This is a genomic window from Rhodophyticola porphyridii, from assembly GCF_003688285.1.
GTDB lineage: Bacteria > Pseudomonadota > Alphaproteobacteria > Rhodobacterales > Rhodobacteraceae > Rhodophyticola > Rhodophyticola porphyridii.
Map to the genome: position 1 here is coordinate 222,304 of NZ_RCNT01000001.1, position 13,757 is coordinate 236,060.

16 protein-coding genes are annotated in these 13,757 nt (G+C 65.6%); 12 read left to right on the forward strand and 4 right to left on the reverse strand.

Annotated features, from left to right (window positions below; translation table 11 throughout):
- The first annotated feature begins 56 nt into the window (after nt 1-56).
- Genes D9R08_RS01075 through D9R08_RS01095 form a run of 5 tightly spaced genes read left to right on the forward strand, consistent with a single transcriptional unit; the run spans nt 57 to nt 3,710 of the window.
- The gene (locus D9R08_RS01075; protein ID WP_121896155.1) at nt 57-524 is read left to right on the forward strand and encodes a RidA family protein; all 468 of its coding nucleotides are present in this window, start codon (nt 57-59) and stop codon (nt 522-524) included.
- Entirely contained in the window at nt 521-1,291 is a 771-nt protein-coding gene (locus tag D9R08_RS01080; RefSeq protein WP_121896156.1) for a glycerophosphodiester phosphodiesterase family protein, read from the forward strand. The genes D9R08_RS01075 and D9R08_RS01080 overlap by 4 nt, the downstream gene beginning before the upstream one ends.
- 42 nt (nt 1,292-1,333) lie before the next feature.
- Complete coding sequence (locus D9R08_RS01085; RefSeq protein WP_121896157.1) at nt 1,334-2,524, forward strand: GNAT family N-acetyltransferase; 1,191 nt, start codon at nt 1,334-1,336, stop codon at nt 2,522-2,524.
- Nucleotides 2,521-2,823 (forward strand): 4a-hydroxytetrahydrobiopterin dehydratase, encoded by a 303-nt coding sequence (locus D9R08_RS01090; protein ID WP_121896158.1) that lies wholly within the window; start codon nt 2,521-2,523, stop codon nt 2,821-2,823. Before D9R08_RS01085 ends, D9R08_RS01090 begins: the two co-directional genes overlap by 4 nt.
- Nucleotides 2,824-2,828: 5 nt before the next feature.
- Nucleotides 2,829-3,710 (forward strand): mechanosensitive ion channel family protein, encoded by an 882-nt coding sequence (locus D9R08_RS01095; RefSeq protein WP_121896159.1) that lies wholly within the window; start codon nt 2,829-2,831, stop codon nt 3,708-3,710.
- A gap of 68 nt (nt 3,711-3,778) precedes the next feature.
- Here D9R08_RS01095 and D9R08_RS01100 read toward each other — a convergent pair whose 3' ends face one another.
- Nucleotides 3,779-4,267 carry a peroxiredoxin gene (locus D9R08_RS01100; RefSeq protein ID WP_121896160.1) on the reverse strand — a complete coding sequence of 163 codons (489 nt, stop codon included), beginning with the start codon at nt 4,265-4,267 and terminating at the stop codon, nt 3,779-3,781.
- 85 nt (nt 4,268-4,352) lie between these two features.
- Between D9R08_RS01100 and D9R08_RS01105 the strand changes: the two genes are divergently transcribed.
- Together D9R08_RS01105 and rsmD are read left to right on the forward strand one after the other, a co-directional pair.
- On the forward strand, nt 4,353-5,564 hold the full coding sequence (locus D9R08_RS01105) for an NAD(P)/FAD-dependent oxidoreductase (RefSeq protein WP_121896161.1): 1,212 nt from the start codon (nt 4,353-4,355) through the stop codon (nt 5,562-5,564).
- A complete protein-coding gene (gene rsmD, locus D9R08_RS01110; protein ID WP_121896162.1) occupies nt 5,561-6,124 on the forward strand; it encodes a 16S rRNA (guanine(966)-N(2))-methyltransferase RsmD in 564 nt (187 codons plus the stop codon). Before D9R08_RS01105 ends, rsmD begins: the two co-directional genes overlap by 4 nt.
- Here the strand turns inward: rsmD and D9R08_RS01115 are convergent.
- Nucleotides 6,114-7,166: a TRAP transporter substrate-binding protein gene (locus tag D9R08_RS01115; RefSeq protein WP_121896163.1), complete on the reverse strand. Its 1,053-nt coding sequence runs from the start codon at nt 7,164-7,166 to the stop codon at nt 6,114-6,116. The two genes, rsmD and D9R08_RS01115, sit on opposite strands and share 11 nt — an antisense overlap.
- Nucleotides 7,167-7,427: 261 nt before the next feature.
- On the opposite strand from D9R08_RS01115, the gene recQ reads away from it, so the two are divergent.
- Together recQ and yaaA are read left to right on the forward strand one after the other, a co-directional pair.
- Complete coding sequence (gene recQ, locus D9R08_RS01120; RefSeq protein ID WP_121896164.1) at nt 7,428-9,473, forward strand: DNA helicase RecQ; 2,046 nt, start codon at nt 7,428-7,430, stop codon at nt 9,471-9,473.
- A gap of 205 nt (nt 9,474-9,678) precedes the next feature.
- The gene (gene yaaA / locus D9R08_RS01125) at nt 9,679-10,449 is read left to right on the forward strand and encodes a peroxide stress protein YaaA (protein ID WP_121896165.1); all 771 of its coding nucleotides are present in this window, start codon (nt 9,679-9,681) and stop codon (nt 10,447-10,449) included.
- Nucleotides 10,450-10,539: 90 nt separating this feature from the next.
- On the opposite strand, the gene D9R08_RS01130 is transcribed toward yaaA, so the two are convergent.
- Together D9R08_RS01130 and D9R08_RS01135 are read right to left on the reverse strand one after the other, a co-directional pair.
- Nucleotides 10,540-10,836, reverse strand: coding sequence for a DUF1244 domain-containing protein (locus D9R08_RS01130; RefSeq protein WP_121896166.1), 297 nt, complete (start codon nt 10,834-10,836; stop codon nt 10,540-10,542).
- Between the two features lie 25 nt (nt 10,837-10,861).
- Nucleotides 10,862-11,599 (reverse strand): N-formylglutamate amidohydrolase, encoded by a 738-nt coding sequence (locus D9R08_RS01135; RefSeq protein ID WP_121896167.1) that lies wholly within the window; start codon nt 11,597-11,599, stop codon nt 10,862-10,864.
- Nucleotides 11,600-11,748: 149 nt separating this feature from the next.
- On the opposite strand from D9R08_RS01135, the gene pyk reads away from it, so the two are divergent.
- The 3 genes from pyk to rpmI all read left to right on the forward strand — a co-directional run bounded on the left by pyk (nt 11,749) and on the right by rpmI (nt 13,754).
- Nucleotides 11,749-13,200, forward strand: a complete 1,452-nt coding sequence (pyk, locus tag D9R08_RS01140) for a pyruvate kinase (RefSeq protein ID WP_121896168.1) — start codon at nt 11,749-11,751, stop codon at nt 13,198-13,200.
- Nucleotides 13,201-13,210: 10 nt separating this feature from the next.
- Complete coding sequence (locus D9R08_RS01145) at nt 13,211-13,441, forward strand: hypothetical protein (protein WP_121896169.1); 231 nt, start codon at nt 13,211-13,213, stop codon at nt 13,439-13,441.
- Between the two features lie 112 nt (nt 13,442-13,553).
- The gene (gene rpmI, locus D9R08_RS01150; RefSeq protein ID WP_121896170.1) at nt 13,554-13,754 is read left to right on the forward strand and encodes a 50S ribosomal protein L35; all 201 of its coding nucleotides are present in this window, start codon (nt 13,554-13,556) and stop codon (nt 13,752-13,754) included.
- The last annotated feature ends 3 nt before the right edge of the window (nt 13,755-13,757 follow it).

Consider the following 13,757-nt stretch of genomic DNA (forward strand, 5'->3'; position numbering starts at 1 on the left):
TCCGCCCGTCTCGGGCGTTAGCCTGTCCCCCGGATCATTCCATTGGGAGAGGGGCGATGAGCAACGGAACAGAGGCGCGTCTGGCGGAATTGGGCGTGGAATTGCCCGTCGCACCGGCGCCTGCGGCCAATTATGTCCCATTCGTGGTGGTGGGCGATCTGGCCTTCGTGTCGGGGCAGATCTCCCAGAACGCGGATGGATTGATCACCGGCAAGGTCGGGGTCGATCTGACGACCGAAGAGGGCGCCGCCGCGGCACGGACCTGCGCGATCAGCCTGCTGGCGCAGGCCAAGGCCGCCTGTGACGGGGATCTGGACCGTCTGGTGCGGGTGGTCAAGCTGACCGGGTTCGTCAATTCCGGCCCGGATTACACCGATCAGCCAAAGGTGGTGAACGGCGCCTCGGATTTCCTGGTGGAGGTTCTGGGGGATGCGGGCCGGCACAGCCGTTCGGCCGTCAGCGCCGGGGCGCTGCCGCTTGGCGTCGCAGTAGAGATAGAGGGGATTTTCCAGATCAGGCCATGACCTTTCCCGCCGCATTTCTGGGCCCGCCCATCGCGCATCGCGCGCTGCATGACGCGGGCCAGGGTATCCCCGAAAACGGGGTCACCGCGGTGCGCCGCGCGGTGGCGATGGGCTACGGGATCGAGATCGATGTGCAACCCTCGGCGGACGGGCAGGCGATGGTGTTTCACGATGCCACGCTGGACCGGATGACCGGTACGACCGGCCCGATCCGAGCCCGTACCGCGCGCGACCTGATGGATCTGCGCCTGAAGGGCTCGGAGGAGAACATCGCCTCGCTTTCGCAGATCCTTCAGCTGGTGGCCGGGCGCGTCCCGCTGCTGATCGAGATCAAGGATCAATCCGGAGGCATCGGCGCGGCCGCCGACGATATGCTCGAACGAGGAGTCGTGTCGGCGTTGCAGGGATATGAGGGGCCGGTGGCGGTGATGTCGTTCAACCCGCACACGATCGCATCCTTCCGCGCGCATGCGCCGAATGTGGCGCGCGGGCTGGTCACCTCGGGGTTCATGCCGTCGCAATGGCCGGGACTGAGCCCCGAGCTTTGCAGTCATCTGCGGTCGATCCGCGATTTCGGCAAGGTCGGCGCGCAATTCATCAGCCATGACTGGACCGATCTGGGCAGCCCCCGGGTGGCGGAGCTGAAAGCGCAGAAGATCCCCGTACTGTGCTGGACGATCCAATCCGCCCAGGCCGAGGCAGAGGCGCGCCGGATCGCGGACAACGTGACTTTCGAGGGGTATCTGCCCCCGCTTGACGCGGCCTGAACGCGCCCCACCTGTTGACCCGACACAATCCAAGGCAGAGCCATGCGCGACGACGTGCAAATCGAGGTGACGGCGCTGGACAGCCTGCGCGGCGTGGACCCGGACGAGTGGGATGCCTGCGCCTGCCCGGAAGCCGCCGATGGCGGCCCGCCGCATGACCCGTTCACCACGCACCGCTTCCTGTCGGCGCTGGAGCAAAGCGGCTCCGTCGGGCCGGGTTCCGGCTGGCAGCCGCGCTATCTGCTGGCGCGCGCGGGCGGCGACCTGATCGCGGTGACCCCGCTTTACGCGAAGGGCCACAGCCAGGGTGAGTACATCTTCGATCACAACTGGGCCCATGCCTATGAACGGGCGGGCGGGCGCTATTACCCGAAACTGCAGATCGCAGTGCCGTTCACCCCCGCGACCGGCCGCAGGTTCCTGACCCGGCCCGGCTGGGAGGAGGTCGGCCGGGCGGCACTGGTTCAGGGCGCGGTGCAAATCGCCTCGGACAACCAGCTGAGCTCGCTCCACGTCACGTTTTGCACCGAGGCGGAGGCGGCGGCGGGCGAGGAGATGGGCCTGTTGCGCCGCACCAGCCAGCAGTTTCACTGGACCAATCACGGCTATGGCGGGTTCGAGGATTTTCTGGCCAGCCTCAGTTCGCGCAAGCGCAAGAACATCCGCAAGGAGCGGGCAACGGCTCAGGGTTTCGGCGGCGAGATCGTGTCGCTGACGGGCGACGCGCTGAAGCCCGGGCACTGGGATGCCTTCTGGCGGTTCTATCAGGACACGGGCGCGCGGAAATGGGGCCAGCCCTATCTGACGCGCGCGTTTTTCGACATCGCGCAGGAGCGTTTGCGCGACGATATGTTGCTGGTTCTGGCGATGCGCGGCGGCGCCCCGGTGGCCGGCGCGCTGAACTTCATCGGGCGCGACGTTCTCTACGGCCGCTATTGGGGCTGCATCGAGCACCACCCCTGCCTGCATTTCGAACTGTGTTACTATCAGGCGATCGACGCGGCCATCGCGCGGGGGCAGTCGCGCGTCGAGGCCGGGGCGCAGGGCGAGCACAAGCTGGCCCGGGGCTACATGCCGGTCACCACCCATTCGCTGCACTGGGTGGGGGACGAGGGGTTTCGCCGCGCGATTGCGAGCTATCTGGAGGCCGAACGCGCCGCGATTGATGAAGAGATCGAGGTCCTGACGGCCTATGGCCCTTTCAAGACCGCACATGTGGAGGAACAGGAATGAACAAACCCGAAAAACTGAGCGATGCGCAGCGCAGCACCGCACTGGCCGAGTTGACGGCCCATGGCTGGCAGGTGGGAGAGGATCGCGACGCGATCAGCAAGACCTTCACCTTCGGCGATTTCAACGAGGCCTTCGGCTGGATGACGCGCGTTGCGTTGATTGCCGAGCACATGAACCATCACCCGGAATGGTCGAACGTTTACAAGACCGTAAAGGTTACGCTAAGCACCCATGATGTCGGCGGCCTGAGTGCGCTGGACATTGCGATGGCGACCAAGATGGACCGGCTTGCCGGATAGGGACTATGGATATCGAGCAGATACTGGCGACGGAGATCGCCGCGGGCGTGACCGTGGGCGACATTTTCACAGTCGAGTTCATGGCCAGCGTGCTGGGCGATGTCGTGCTCGCCCTTGTTCTGATTGTTCTGGCCTTCGTCGTCTCCGGCTGGGCGCGGCGGCGGATCACCGCGCTTGGGGAGCGGCACAAGGCGCTGGATGACACGCTGTTCACCTTTCTGGGCAATATCGCGCGTTACGTGATCCTGGCCTTCGCGGCCATGTTCATCCTCAACACGTTCGGGGTGCAGACGACCTCGCTGGTGGCGGCCATCGGTGCGGCCGGTATCGCCATCGGCCTGGCGCTTCAGGGCACCTTGTCGAACCTTGCCGCCGGTATCATGATCATTCTGTTCCGTCCGATCAAGAACGGCGATTTCGTCGAGGTCGCGGGGGAGATGGGGACGGTCAGGAACATCTCGCTCAACATGACCGAGCTGGCGTCGCTGTCGAATGTGCAGATCCTGATCCCAAACTCGGATGTCTGGGGCAATGAGATCAAGAATTACTCGGCCTATCCCACGCGCCGGGCGGAATGGGAGTTCGGTGTCGGCTACGGGGCCAATCTGGCGGAGGCCGAGAGGATCATCCTTGAGACGATCATGGCCGACGACCGGAGCCACACGACGCCCGAGCCCTTCATACAGGTGAACAACCTCAATTCTAGCTCGGTCGATTTTCTGGTCCGCGTCTGGGTCGATGCGGGCGACTATTTCGCCTATCAGGCCGACATGAAGCGCAAGGTGAAAGAGGCGCTGGATGCGGGCGGCGTGGATATCCCGTTCCCGACCCGGACCATCATCCACGAAAACGCCGCCGCCGATCAGGCGCAGGCGGCGGCGGAGTAGGGTCGCCCCCCGTCTTCGGTCAAGTCGGGGCATCCGGGCGGCGGGCCGGGCCGGCCGCCCGGTATCCGTCAGATCTCGGCCAGCATCGCCTCGCCGCCCGACGCCTCGCAGACGCCCGGGTTTTCCTCGACATGCAGCACCTTGACCACGCCGTCCTCGACATACATCGCGTAGCGTTTGGAGCGCTTGATGAAACCCACCGGCGGGGCGTCGAAATCCATTCCGATGGCCGAGGTGAACTCGCTGGCCGCATCGCCCAGAAGGGTCAGGCCGGCCGCGCCGGCACCGGTGCTCTCGCCCCAGGCCTGCATCACGAACGGATCATTGACCGAAACGCAGATGATCTCGTCCACGCCCTTGGCGTCGAAATCATCCTTGGTGCGGATGAAGCTCGGGACATGGGCCGTGGTGCAGGTGCCCGTATAGGCGCCGGGCAGGCCGAAGAGGATCACCTTGCGCCCGGCAAGCTTCTCGCCGATGGAAACGGATTCGGGCCCGTTTTCGCCCATTCGGAGCAGGTTCGCATCCGGTAGTTTGTCGCCAACGGCAATACTCATGTCGCGGTCTCCCTCGCTTGTGTAGCTGTGCCTCTCGCATATAGGGTGCGGACGGTTGGGTGCCAGACGAAAACGGGAAATCGCGATGTCGCATATCGTCGTTGTTGGGGCGGGGCAGGCCGGTGCGGCGCTGGTCGCCAGGCTTAGGGCGGACGGATTCGGCGGCAGGATCACCCTGATCGGCGAGGAACACGTTCCGCCGTATCAGCGCCCGCCTCTCTCGAAGGCCTATCTGATGGGAGAGATGTCTCTGGAGCGGCTTTTCCTGCGGCCCGAGAGTTTCTATGCCGAGAACGGGATCGATCTGCATCTGGACGAAACGGTCGTGGCCATCGACCGGGCCGACAAGGTGGTGATCGCCGGTGGCCACAGCATCCCCTACGATCAGCTTGCCTTGACCACGGGCTCGGTGCCGCGCCGCCTGTCGGGGGCGATCGGCGGGGAATTGCGGGGCGTGCATGTGGTCCGCACGCTGGCCGATGTGGATGCGATGGCCCCGGACATGGAGGCGGGGCGCAGGGTGCTGATCGTGGGCGGCGGATATATCGGGCTGGAAGCGGCCGCCATCTGCGCCAAGCGCGGGATGGAGGTGACCCTGATCGAGATGGCGGAGCGGATTCTGCAGCGCGTCGCCTGCCCCGAAACCTCGGCCTATTTCCGCGATCTGCACCGTGCCCATGGCGTGGATATCCGTGAAGGCGTTGGCCTGACCTGCCTGAACGCGGCCGATCACCATGTCACCGGCGCGATCCTGACGGACATGACCGAGCCTCCCTTCGACATGGTGATCGCCGGTATCGGCATCAGCCCGGCCACATCGCTGGCCGAGGCCGCGGGGCTGGAGATCGACAACGGCATCAAGGTGGATACCCGCGGCCGCACCTCGGACCCGGCGATCTGGTCGGCGGGCGATTGCGCGTCCTTCCCCTATCGGGGGGACAGGATCCGGCTGGAAAGCGTTCAGAACGCCATCGATCAGGCGGAACTGGTCGCCCGGAACATGATGGGCGCGGACGAGCCTTACGACCCGCACCCCTGGTTCTGGTCGGATCAGTATGACGTGAAACTGCAGATCGCGGGGCTGAATACAGGCTATGACCGGGTCGTGGTGCGGGGCGGGGCGGATGCGGCCCTGTCGCACTGGTATTATGCAGGCACGCGGCTTCTGGCGGTGGATGCGATGAACGACCCCCGCGCCTACATGGTCGGCAAACGTCTGCTGGAGGCCGGAAAATCGCCCGCCGCCGAGCTGGTTGCCGATCCCGGGACCGATGTGAAGACCCTTCTGCGCGCATGAGGATCATCGCCGGGACGCATCGGGGCAAACGGCTGGCTTCGGTCGGAAAGGGGGATGCGGGCGCGCATCTGCGCCCCACCTCCGACCGGGTGCGCGAAAGCCTGTTCAATCTGCTGGTGAATGGCGGCTATGGCGACCCGCTGGGCGGCGCGCGGGTGCTGGACCTTTTCGCGGGCACCGGCGCGCTTGGGCTGGAGGCGCTGTCGCGCGGGGCGTCCCACGCCACATTCGTCGATGACGGCGCTGCGGCCCGGGCCCTGTTGCGGGAGAATATCGGGCTTTGTCAGGCTCAGGGCGTGACCAAGCTGTTTCGGCGCGACGCCACCCGTCTGGGCGAGGTGCCGGGCAAACCCTTCGATCTGGTCTTTCTCGATCCGCCCTACGGCAAGGGTCTGGGTGAGCGGGCGCTGGCCTCGGCGCAAGCGGGCGGCTGGCTGGCCCCCGGCGCCCTGATCGTCTGGGAGGAGAACACCCCCCCGGTTTTGCCGGAGGGGATCGCATTGCTCGATCAGCGCCGCTATGGCGACACGCTGATCACGCTTGCGCGGTCTACCGGTTGACCCGGCCCGCCGCCGTGCCGATCTGCGCGGCCATCGCATCGCGCGCCGATTGCACCAGCGCGGCGCCATCGAGACCTTTCTCATCGGCCTCTGCGATCCAGGCGGCGATCACGCTGTCGCCCATCGCGCGGATTTCGGCGGTGACCTCTTCGGACATCTCGGCGATCTCGTTGCCCGCGGCGGCCATCGCGTCGCGCCCGCGCAGATCGCCTTCATTATGGGCGCGGCCCGCCCAGGCGCTCGCCATCATCCCGGAATTCGCGTCGATCACCGCGCGCAGATCCTCGGGCAGCGCCTCGTAGACATCCCGGTTCATCGCCCAGATGAAGTAGAGGTTGTAGAGCGACCTGTCACCCGCGACATCCGTGTGGCTTCGGGTCAGTTCATCCAGCCGCAGGGAGGGCGCCATCTCCCAAGTGATCACGCCGCCATCGACCACGCCGCGCGCCAGCGCCTCCGGAAAGGCGGGAACGGGCATTCCAACCGGGGTCGCGCCCAGTTCCTCCAGCAGCAGGGTTGCCGGTCGGGACGGGCCGCGCAGCGACAGACCGTCGAAATCGGCGACCTCGTCGATTGCGGGTCCGCGCAGATGCACAAGGCCGGGGCCGTGCATATGCGCGGCGATCACATGCACATCGGCGAAGTCATCCATCAGATGTTGCTGCGTGTAAGTCCAGGCCGCGCGGCTCGCCTCTTCGGCGGATTTCGGCGTCATGAACGGCAATTCCAGGGCTTCGGCCTCGGGGAAGCGGCCGGGCTGATATCCAGGGATCACCCAGCCGCCGTCGATCGCGCCGTCGCGGATCAGGTCATACTGGCTTTGGGCAGCACCCCCAAGCTGCATGAAGGGGTAAAGCTCCACCCGGATACGGCCATCGGACTGCGCCTCGATCGCGTCGGCCCATGGCTGCATGAAGCCGGTGGGGTTGGCCGACAAGGGTGAAACGAAATGCTGAAATCTCAGCGTGACCTCCTGGGCGGACAGCGCGCTGGCCGCGACAAGGGTGGTTGCGGCAAGTACCAGGGACTTAACGAAAGACATTTCGTGCCCTCCTTTTCGGAACAGGGTAGGTTGCGGCCCATGTGGTTTCACACCGGCCCTCGATAGGTAAGCCCTATTGTCGCAATTGCAACTCATTTGCAGATTTTTCGGTCGCTGGCGGGCTTTTGCCCCCGCACCGCTCGCCGTTGCGGGCATCTGGCGCGATCCGTCGCGACCGCCGCCTTGTGAACCTCATCCCGATATGGGACAGTCCGTGAAAATCGAGCGTCAAAGAAAAAATCGACAGGCCCAAGCACTGCCATGCAGGACCCCGAGAGCTATCTCTCCTCCGTCTTTGGTTTTGAAAGCTTCCGCCCGGGGCAGGAAGAGATTGTGCGTGCCGTGGCGGCGGGCCTGAACACGCTGGCAATCATGCCCACGGGCGGCGGAAAATCCCTGTGCTTTCAATTGCCTGCCCTGATGCAGCCCGGCGTGACGGTGGTGATCTCGCCCCTGATCGCCCTGATGCGCGATCAGGTGCGGGGCCTGCGCACGGCGGGCGTGGAGGCCGGTGCGCTGACATCCGGCAACACGCCCGAGGAAACCGATGCCGTCTGGCAGGGGCTGGAGGCGGGCACGCTCAAGCTTCTCTACATCGCGCCGGAACGGCTGGCGGCGTCGGGCACCGAACGGATGCTGAAACGCGCGGGCGTGACCATGATCGCGGTGGACGAGGCGCATTGCGTCAGCCAGTGGGGCCACGATTTCCGCCCCGATTACCTGCGCATCGGCGCCTTGCGGAAAACGCTGGACGTGCCGCTGGCCGCCTTCACCGCCACAGCCGATACCGAAACCCGCGCCGAGATCGTGGAGCGACTTTTCGACGGCACGCAGCCCGAGACTTTCTTGCGCGGCTTCGACCGCCCGAACCTTGCTCTGGCCTTCGAGGTCAAGAACCAGCCCCGCGCCCAGATCCTCAGTTTTGCCGCCGCACGCAGGGGCCAGTCGGGGATCGTGTATTGCGGCACACGGGCCAAGACCGAGACCATTGCCAAGGCGCTGCGCGACGAAGGCCACAGCGCCTGCCATTACCATGCCGGCATGGAGGCGGAGGACCGTCGCATCGTGGAGACGCGGTTCAGCCGCGAAGACGGGCTGATCGTGTGCGCCACGGTCGCCTTCGGAATGGGCGTCGACAAGCCCGACATCCGCTGGGTCGCCCATGCGGATTTGCCGAAATCCATCGAAAGCTACTATCAGGAGATCGGGCGCGCGGGCCGGGATGGCGCGCCTGCGGACACCCTGACCCTTTACGGCCCCGACGATATCCGGTTCCGCCGCAGCCAGATTGACGAAGGCCTTGCCCGGGGGGATCGCAAGTCCGCCGATCATGGCCGTCTCAACGCGCTTCTGGGGCTGGCCGAGGCGCTGGGCTGCCGCCGGCAGATCCTGCTGGGCTATTTTGGCGAGGAGGCGACCGGCCCATGCGGCAACTGCGACCTCTGCGCTGTCCCGCCCGAGACCTTCGACGGCACCCAGCCCGTCCGCAAGGCCCTGTCCGCGATCCTTCGCACGGGCGAGAGTTTCGGCGCGGGGCATCTGATCGACATTCTGACCGGCAATGCCACGGACAAGGTGACCGAGCGCGGCCATGACCGGCTGCCCACTTTCGGCGTCGGGCGCGAACTGGACAGGCGCGGCTGGCAGGCGGTGTTCCGGCAGATGGCGGCCCATGATCTGATCCGCCCCGACCCGGACCGGTTCGGGGCGCTTCGGATGACCCAGGCCGCCCGCCCGATCCTGAAGGACGAGGCCACGATCATCCTGCGCAAGGACGCGCTCGCCAGGGCGCCGCGCCGCCCGGCGGTCCGGACGCTGGTTTCGGAAGAAGATGCGCCGCTGCTGTCGGCGCTGAAGGCCAAACGCCGCGCCCTGGCGGAGGAGGCGCGGGTTCCCGCCTATGTCATCTTCACCGACCGGACCCTGATCGAAATGGCCGAAAGGCGCCCGGCCACGCCCGACGAGATGGCGAAAATTACCGGCGTCGGCGCCAAGAAGCTGGACAGCTACGCCGCGGCGTTTCTTGAGGTCATCAATGGCGAGGCGCCCGCGCCGCAACACCCCGCGCGGCGCAAATTGGCGGGCCGCCCGGCCGGCAGTCTCTATGACCGGCTGCTGGAGGTGCAGGCTGCCTTGGCGCGCGGACCGAAAGGTGCGGACAAGCCGATGAGCTGTTCCTCCTCGCAACTGGCGAAAGTGGCCGAGATACAGCCTGCCGATCTGGGCGGGCTGACACGGTTACTGGGCGACCGCCATGCCGAGCGTTTCGGCGCCGCCTTTCTGGAGGTGTTGCGGGATGCCGGTTAGATCGCGACCAGAAAAGCACCGGCATAGAACAACAGGCCCAGTCCCGGCTGGTCGATCATCATGTAAAGCACGAAGCCTGGTTCCAAGAACCACGGCGAATAATCCTGGATCACCGGGGGCGCCCTCCATTTTCTGTCCATCCCCCGTGACACTGCCACGAAGCGATCTAGATTTCACCAGCGACATTTGACAGGAGACGCACCCGATGCTCACAGTGATTTCCCCCGCCAAACGCCTCGACTGGGCACCGCGCGCCGTGGAAATGTCGGACCCCGCGTTTCAGAAGGATGCCGATGCGCTGGCCGCGGTTGCGCGCGGGCTGTCGGTGCGGGAGCTGGGCAAGCTCATGCACATTTCCGACGATCTGGCCCGGCTCAACCACGAGCGGTTTCAGCGATTTGCCGAAGACCGGGACGATCTGCGCCCCGCCGCGCTCGCCTTTGCCGGCGATACCTATGCCGGGCTGGAGGCTGCCAGCCTCGATCCCGACGACCTGAGGTTTGCCCAGCAACGGCTGCGCATCCTTTCGGGGCTGTACGGGCTGCTCCGCCCGCTCGATGGGATCCGGCCCTATCGTCTGGAAATGGGCAGTCGGCTGAGCACCACGCGCGGGCCGTCGCTCTATGCCTACTGGGGGGATCGTCTGGCCCGGGCGCTGAACGCAGAAGCGGAGCGGACGAACAGCGACACGCTGATCAACTGTGCGTCGGTGGAGTATTTCTCCGCCGTGGATGCCGGGGCGCTGGACCTCCGGGTGATCACGCCGACCTTTCTGGAAGACAAGCCCGGGGGCCCGAAAATCGTCAGTTTCTTTGCCAAGAAGGCCCGTGGCGCCATGGCGCGCTTCATCATCGAACATCGCCTGACGCAGCCGGAGCATATCACTGAGTTTGCCATAGGGGGCTATCGCTACGCGCCTGATCTCAGCACCGACGCAAAGCCCGCTTTCCTGCGCGCCGAGGCGATTGCCGCCTGACCTGGCGCCGCCTGCTTCTGGGATTTCCCCCGCCGGCTCGTGCCGGTCGTCACGTCAGGCGGGCGCTTGGAGCACGGCGGTGAGGAAGCCTCAATGGCCGGGGTTCGACCGGCTGAACGCGTCTTTCTGCGCTTCGCTCGCCTCGGTCTGATACTTGGCCTTCCACTCCGCGTAGGGCATGCCATAGACCACCTCGCGCGCGGTCTCCTTGTCGATCTCGATCCCCCTGGCCTCGGCGGCTTCGCCATACCAGCGGCTCAGACAGTTCCGGCAGAAGCCGGACAGGTTCATCAGATCGATGTTCTGCACGTCTTTGCGCTCATCAAGATGCTGCAAGAGGCGGCGGAATGTGGCGGCCTCCAGCTCGATCCGGGTTTGGTCATCCATCGGTGTTACTCCCTGCAACTCTCGGTCATACCTGTGCAATGGTCAGCGCCGCGTCAAGCATCGGAGCCAGGCGCAGGCCCCAGGCCTCCTGCTGAGCCGCGGTCCTGATCAGGTCGTTGCGCAGCTCGATCAGGACATGGGGCCGCCGCGGCTCCACCCCATGGCGATACATGCTGTCCCCGGGCAGATGGCCGGAATAGGGCTGGTTATCGCCCACGCACAGATCGGGTTCGGCGTTCAGCCGGGCAACCAGAGGAAGCGCCAGACGCGTGTCGCCGGCATAAAGCACGCCCACATGCCATGGCCGGGGCGGGCGCCCCCTAAACTGTTTCGTGAAGGAATGGATCGCCACCAGCACCGGGTCGGGCCGCGCCGCCAGAAGGCCCGCAAGCGCCGTATGATAGGGCCGGTGATAAAGCCGCAGCCGGCGCTCCACCTCGGTCGCGTCCGCATGGCGGTTGGCCGGGATGATCGTGCCGTCATAGAGCTTCATCAACAGGGTCGGGTCGTCTTCGCCCCGGTTCGGATCGATCACCAGCCGCGAGAAATCCGAGGCGATCATCGGCGCGTCCAGCGCGCGGGCCAGCGCCCGTGTCACGCCAAGGGCGCCGGGGTCGTAGGCGATGTGCCGGTTCATGTCCGCCCCCGACAGGCCCAGATCGCCGCCATTCACCTCCGGAGGGACACGGTTCGAGGCGTGGTCGCATGTCAGCACCCACCGGCCCTTGCGGCCTTCTCCCTCGATATGAAACGGCGCGGTCATCTGGCTGTCACTCTTGCCTGTCAGGGCTTGCTCATAGGCCAGCTTCGGGCGGAGTGCCAGTTGTCCTTGCGCCGCTTTTCCGCCATAGCTGGCCCAACGCCGGTGTGAGCGCTACCAATGAGAAAAGACCAAAAGGGACATCGCAGTTTATGAGACGCCTGCGCAATGTGAAGATTGTCGCCACACTTGGCCCCGCTTCCAATGATTACGACATGATCCGCGCCCTGTTCGAGGCCGGCGCCGATGTGTTCCGCCTGAACATGAGCCATGGCGATCATTCCGAGATCCGGGCGCGCCACGGAATCATCCGGCAGATCGAAAAGGATCTGGACAGCCCGATCGCCATTCTGGCCGATCTGCAGGGCCCGAAACTGCGCTGCGGCGCGTTCGCGGGCGATCGCGGGTTCGATCTTGAGGACGGGGCGCCCTTTCGCTTCGATCTGGACGAAACACCCGGCGACGAGAGCCGTGTGCAGTTGCCCCATCCCGAGATCTTCGCGGCGCTGGAGGTTGGCGCGCATCTCCTGGTGAATGACGGCAAGGTCAAGCTGAAGGTCGAGGCCTGCGGCGAGGATTTCGCCGATTGCGTCGTTGTGGCGGGCGGCCCGATTTCCAACCGCAAGGGCGTGAACGTGCCCGATGTGGTGCTGCCGCTTGCGGCCCTGTCCGAGAAGGACCGCCGCGATCTGGAATTCGTCTGCGAACTGGGTGTGGACTGGCTGGCCCTGTCCTTCGTGCAGCGCGCCGAGGATGTGACCGAAGCGCGCGAACTGGCCCGGGATCGTGCCGCGATCCTTTCGAAGATCGAGAAACCGGCCGGAGAGAAGGCCTTCGACGAGATCCTGGCCGTCTCCGACGGGATCATGGTCGCCCGCGGCGATCTTGGCGTCGAACTGCCGGTGCAGAATGTGCCGCCGATCCAGAAACGACTGGTGCGCAAATGCCGCTCCGCCGCGAAACCGGTGATCGTGGCGACGCAGATGCTCGAATCGATGATCGAAAGCCCGGTGCCCACCCGGGCGGAGGTGTCGGATGTGGCCACGGCGATCTACGAAGGCGCCGACGCGGTCATGCTGAGCGCGGAATCCGCCGCCGGAGGCTATCCGGTCGAGGCGGTGACCACGATGAACAACGTCGCGATCGAGGTCGAGGGCGACCCGACCTATCACGAGATCATGCGCGCCTCGCGGCATGTGAACCGCTCCTCCGTGGCCGACGGGATTGTGGCTTCGGCCCGCGAGATTGCCGAAACGACGGATATCAAGGCGATCTGCTGCTTCACCCAATCGGGCACCACCGCCAGTCTGGTTGCCCGCGAACGCCCGGCGGTCCCGATCCTCGCGCTGACGCCGCTGCGCCATGTGGCCCGGCGGCTCTGCCTCACCTGGGGCACCAACTGCTTCGTGACCGAGGGGGAGGTGAGCCGCTTCAAGCTGGCGGTCGTGAACGCCGCCCGCGCCGCCCGCGAAGGCGGGTTCGCCAGCGAGGATGACCTGATCGTGGTGACTGCGGGCGTCCCCTTCAACGTGCAGGGCACCACGAATATCCTGCGTGTCGCCCCTTGCGCGGAACGCTTGATTTTCTCCACCGATCCGGATTGATCTGCCCCCCATGACCATCCTGGCCGACATCCTTCTGGTCATCGCCACGTTGGTGACGGGCCTCGCCCTCGCCTCGTTGGTGTCGTCCTGGGCGGATCGGGTGCTGTCGGTGCCGGCCCTGATCAGCCTGCTGATCGGCCTCGGTCTTTTCGCGTTTGTGCATGTCACGCACGAGACCGGCCTCGTCTGGCGGAACATTCCCGACGCCTTCATCGCATTGGCGGCGCGGATCCTGAACTGACCCCCCTTGCGTGACACGCCAATCGGCGCTACATCGCGCTTTCCTATCGGTGCGGCCGGCCCAAGTGGCATGCCGAGTCGCGCCTGAACCGACCCAGAGTTAGGAGACGGAAATGCCCAAGATGAAGACGAAATCGAGCGCCAAGAAGCGCTTCAAGGTGACGGCCTCGGGCCGCGTCAAGGCTGGCCAGGCCGGCAAACGGCACGGGATGATCAAGCGGTCGACGAAGTTCATCCGCGAAGCGCGGGGGACGACGACGCTGTCGAAGCCCGACGAGAAGATCGTCAAATCCTACATGCCCTACGCGCGCTAAGGA

What these genes read in the sequence shown, in the direction of transcription:
- D9R08_RS01075 (WP_121896155.1), top strand. Translation starts at nt 57, where the DNA reads ATGAGCAACGGAACAGAGGCGCGTCTGGCGGAATTGGGCGTGGAATTG.
- D9R08_RS01080 (WP_121896156.1), top strand. Translation starts at nt 521, where the DNA reads ATGACCTTTCCCGCCGCATTTCTGGGCCCGCCCATCGCGCATCGCGCG.
- D9R08_RS01085 (WP_121896157.1), top strand. Translation starts at nt 1,334, where the DNA reads ATGCGCGACGACGTGCAAATCGAGGTGACGGCGCTGGACAGCCTGCGC.
- D9R08_RS01090 (WP_121896158.1), top strand. Translation starts at nt 2,521, where the DNA reads ATGAACAAACCCGAAAAACTGAGCGATGCGCAGCGCAGCACCGCACTG.
- D9R08_RS01095 (WP_121896159.1), top strand. Translation starts at nt 2,829, where the DNA reads ATGGATATCGAGCAGATACTGGCGACGGAGATCGCCGCGGGCGTGACC.
- D9R08_RS01100 (WP_121896160.1), bottom strand. Translation starts at nt 4,267, where the DNA reads ATGAGTATTGCCGTTGGCGACAAACTACCGGATGCGAACCTGCTCCGA.
- D9R08_RS01105 (WP_121896161.1), top strand. Translation starts at nt 4,353, where the DNA reads ATGTCGCATATCGTCGTTGTTGGGGCGGGGCAGGCCGGTGCGGCGCTG.
- rsmD (WP_121896162.1), top strand. Translation starts at nt 5,561, where the DNA reads ATGAGGATCATCGCCGGGACGCATCGGGGCAAACGGCTGGCTTCGGTC.
- D9R08_RS01115 (WP_121896163.1), bottom strand. Translation starts at nt 7,166, where the DNA reads ATGTCTTTCGTTAAGTCCCTGGTACTTGCCGCAACCACCCTTGTCGCG.
- recQ (WP_121896164.1), top strand. Translation starts at nt 7,428, where the DNA reads ATGCAGGACCCCGAGAGCTATCTCTCCTCCGTCTTTGGTTTTGAAAGC.
- yaaA (WP_121896165.1), top strand. Translation starts at nt 9,679, where the DNA reads ATGCTCACAGTGATTTCCCCCGCCAAACGCCTCGACTGGGCACCGCGC.
- D9R08_RS01130 (WP_121896166.1), bottom strand. Translation starts at nt 10,836, where the DNA reads ATGGATGACCAAACCCGGATCGAGCTGGAGGCCGCCACATTCCGCCGC.
- D9R08_RS01135 (WP_121896167.1), bottom strand. Translation starts at nt 11,599, where the DNA reads ATGACCGCGCCGTTTCATATCGAGGGAGAAGGCCGCAAGGGCCGGTGG.
- pyk (WP_121896168.1), top strand. Translation starts at nt 11,749, where the DNA reads ATGAGACGCCTGCGCAATGTGAAGATTGTCGCCACACTTGGCCCCGCT.
- D9R08_RS01145 (WP_121896169.1), top strand. Translation starts at nt 13,211, where the DNA reads ATGACCATCCTGGCCGACATCCTTCTGGTCATCGCCACGTTGGTGACG.
- rpmI (WP_121896170.1), top strand. Translation starts at nt 13,554, where the DNA reads ATGCCCAAGATGAAGACGAAATCGAGCGCCAAGAAGCGCTTCAAGGTG.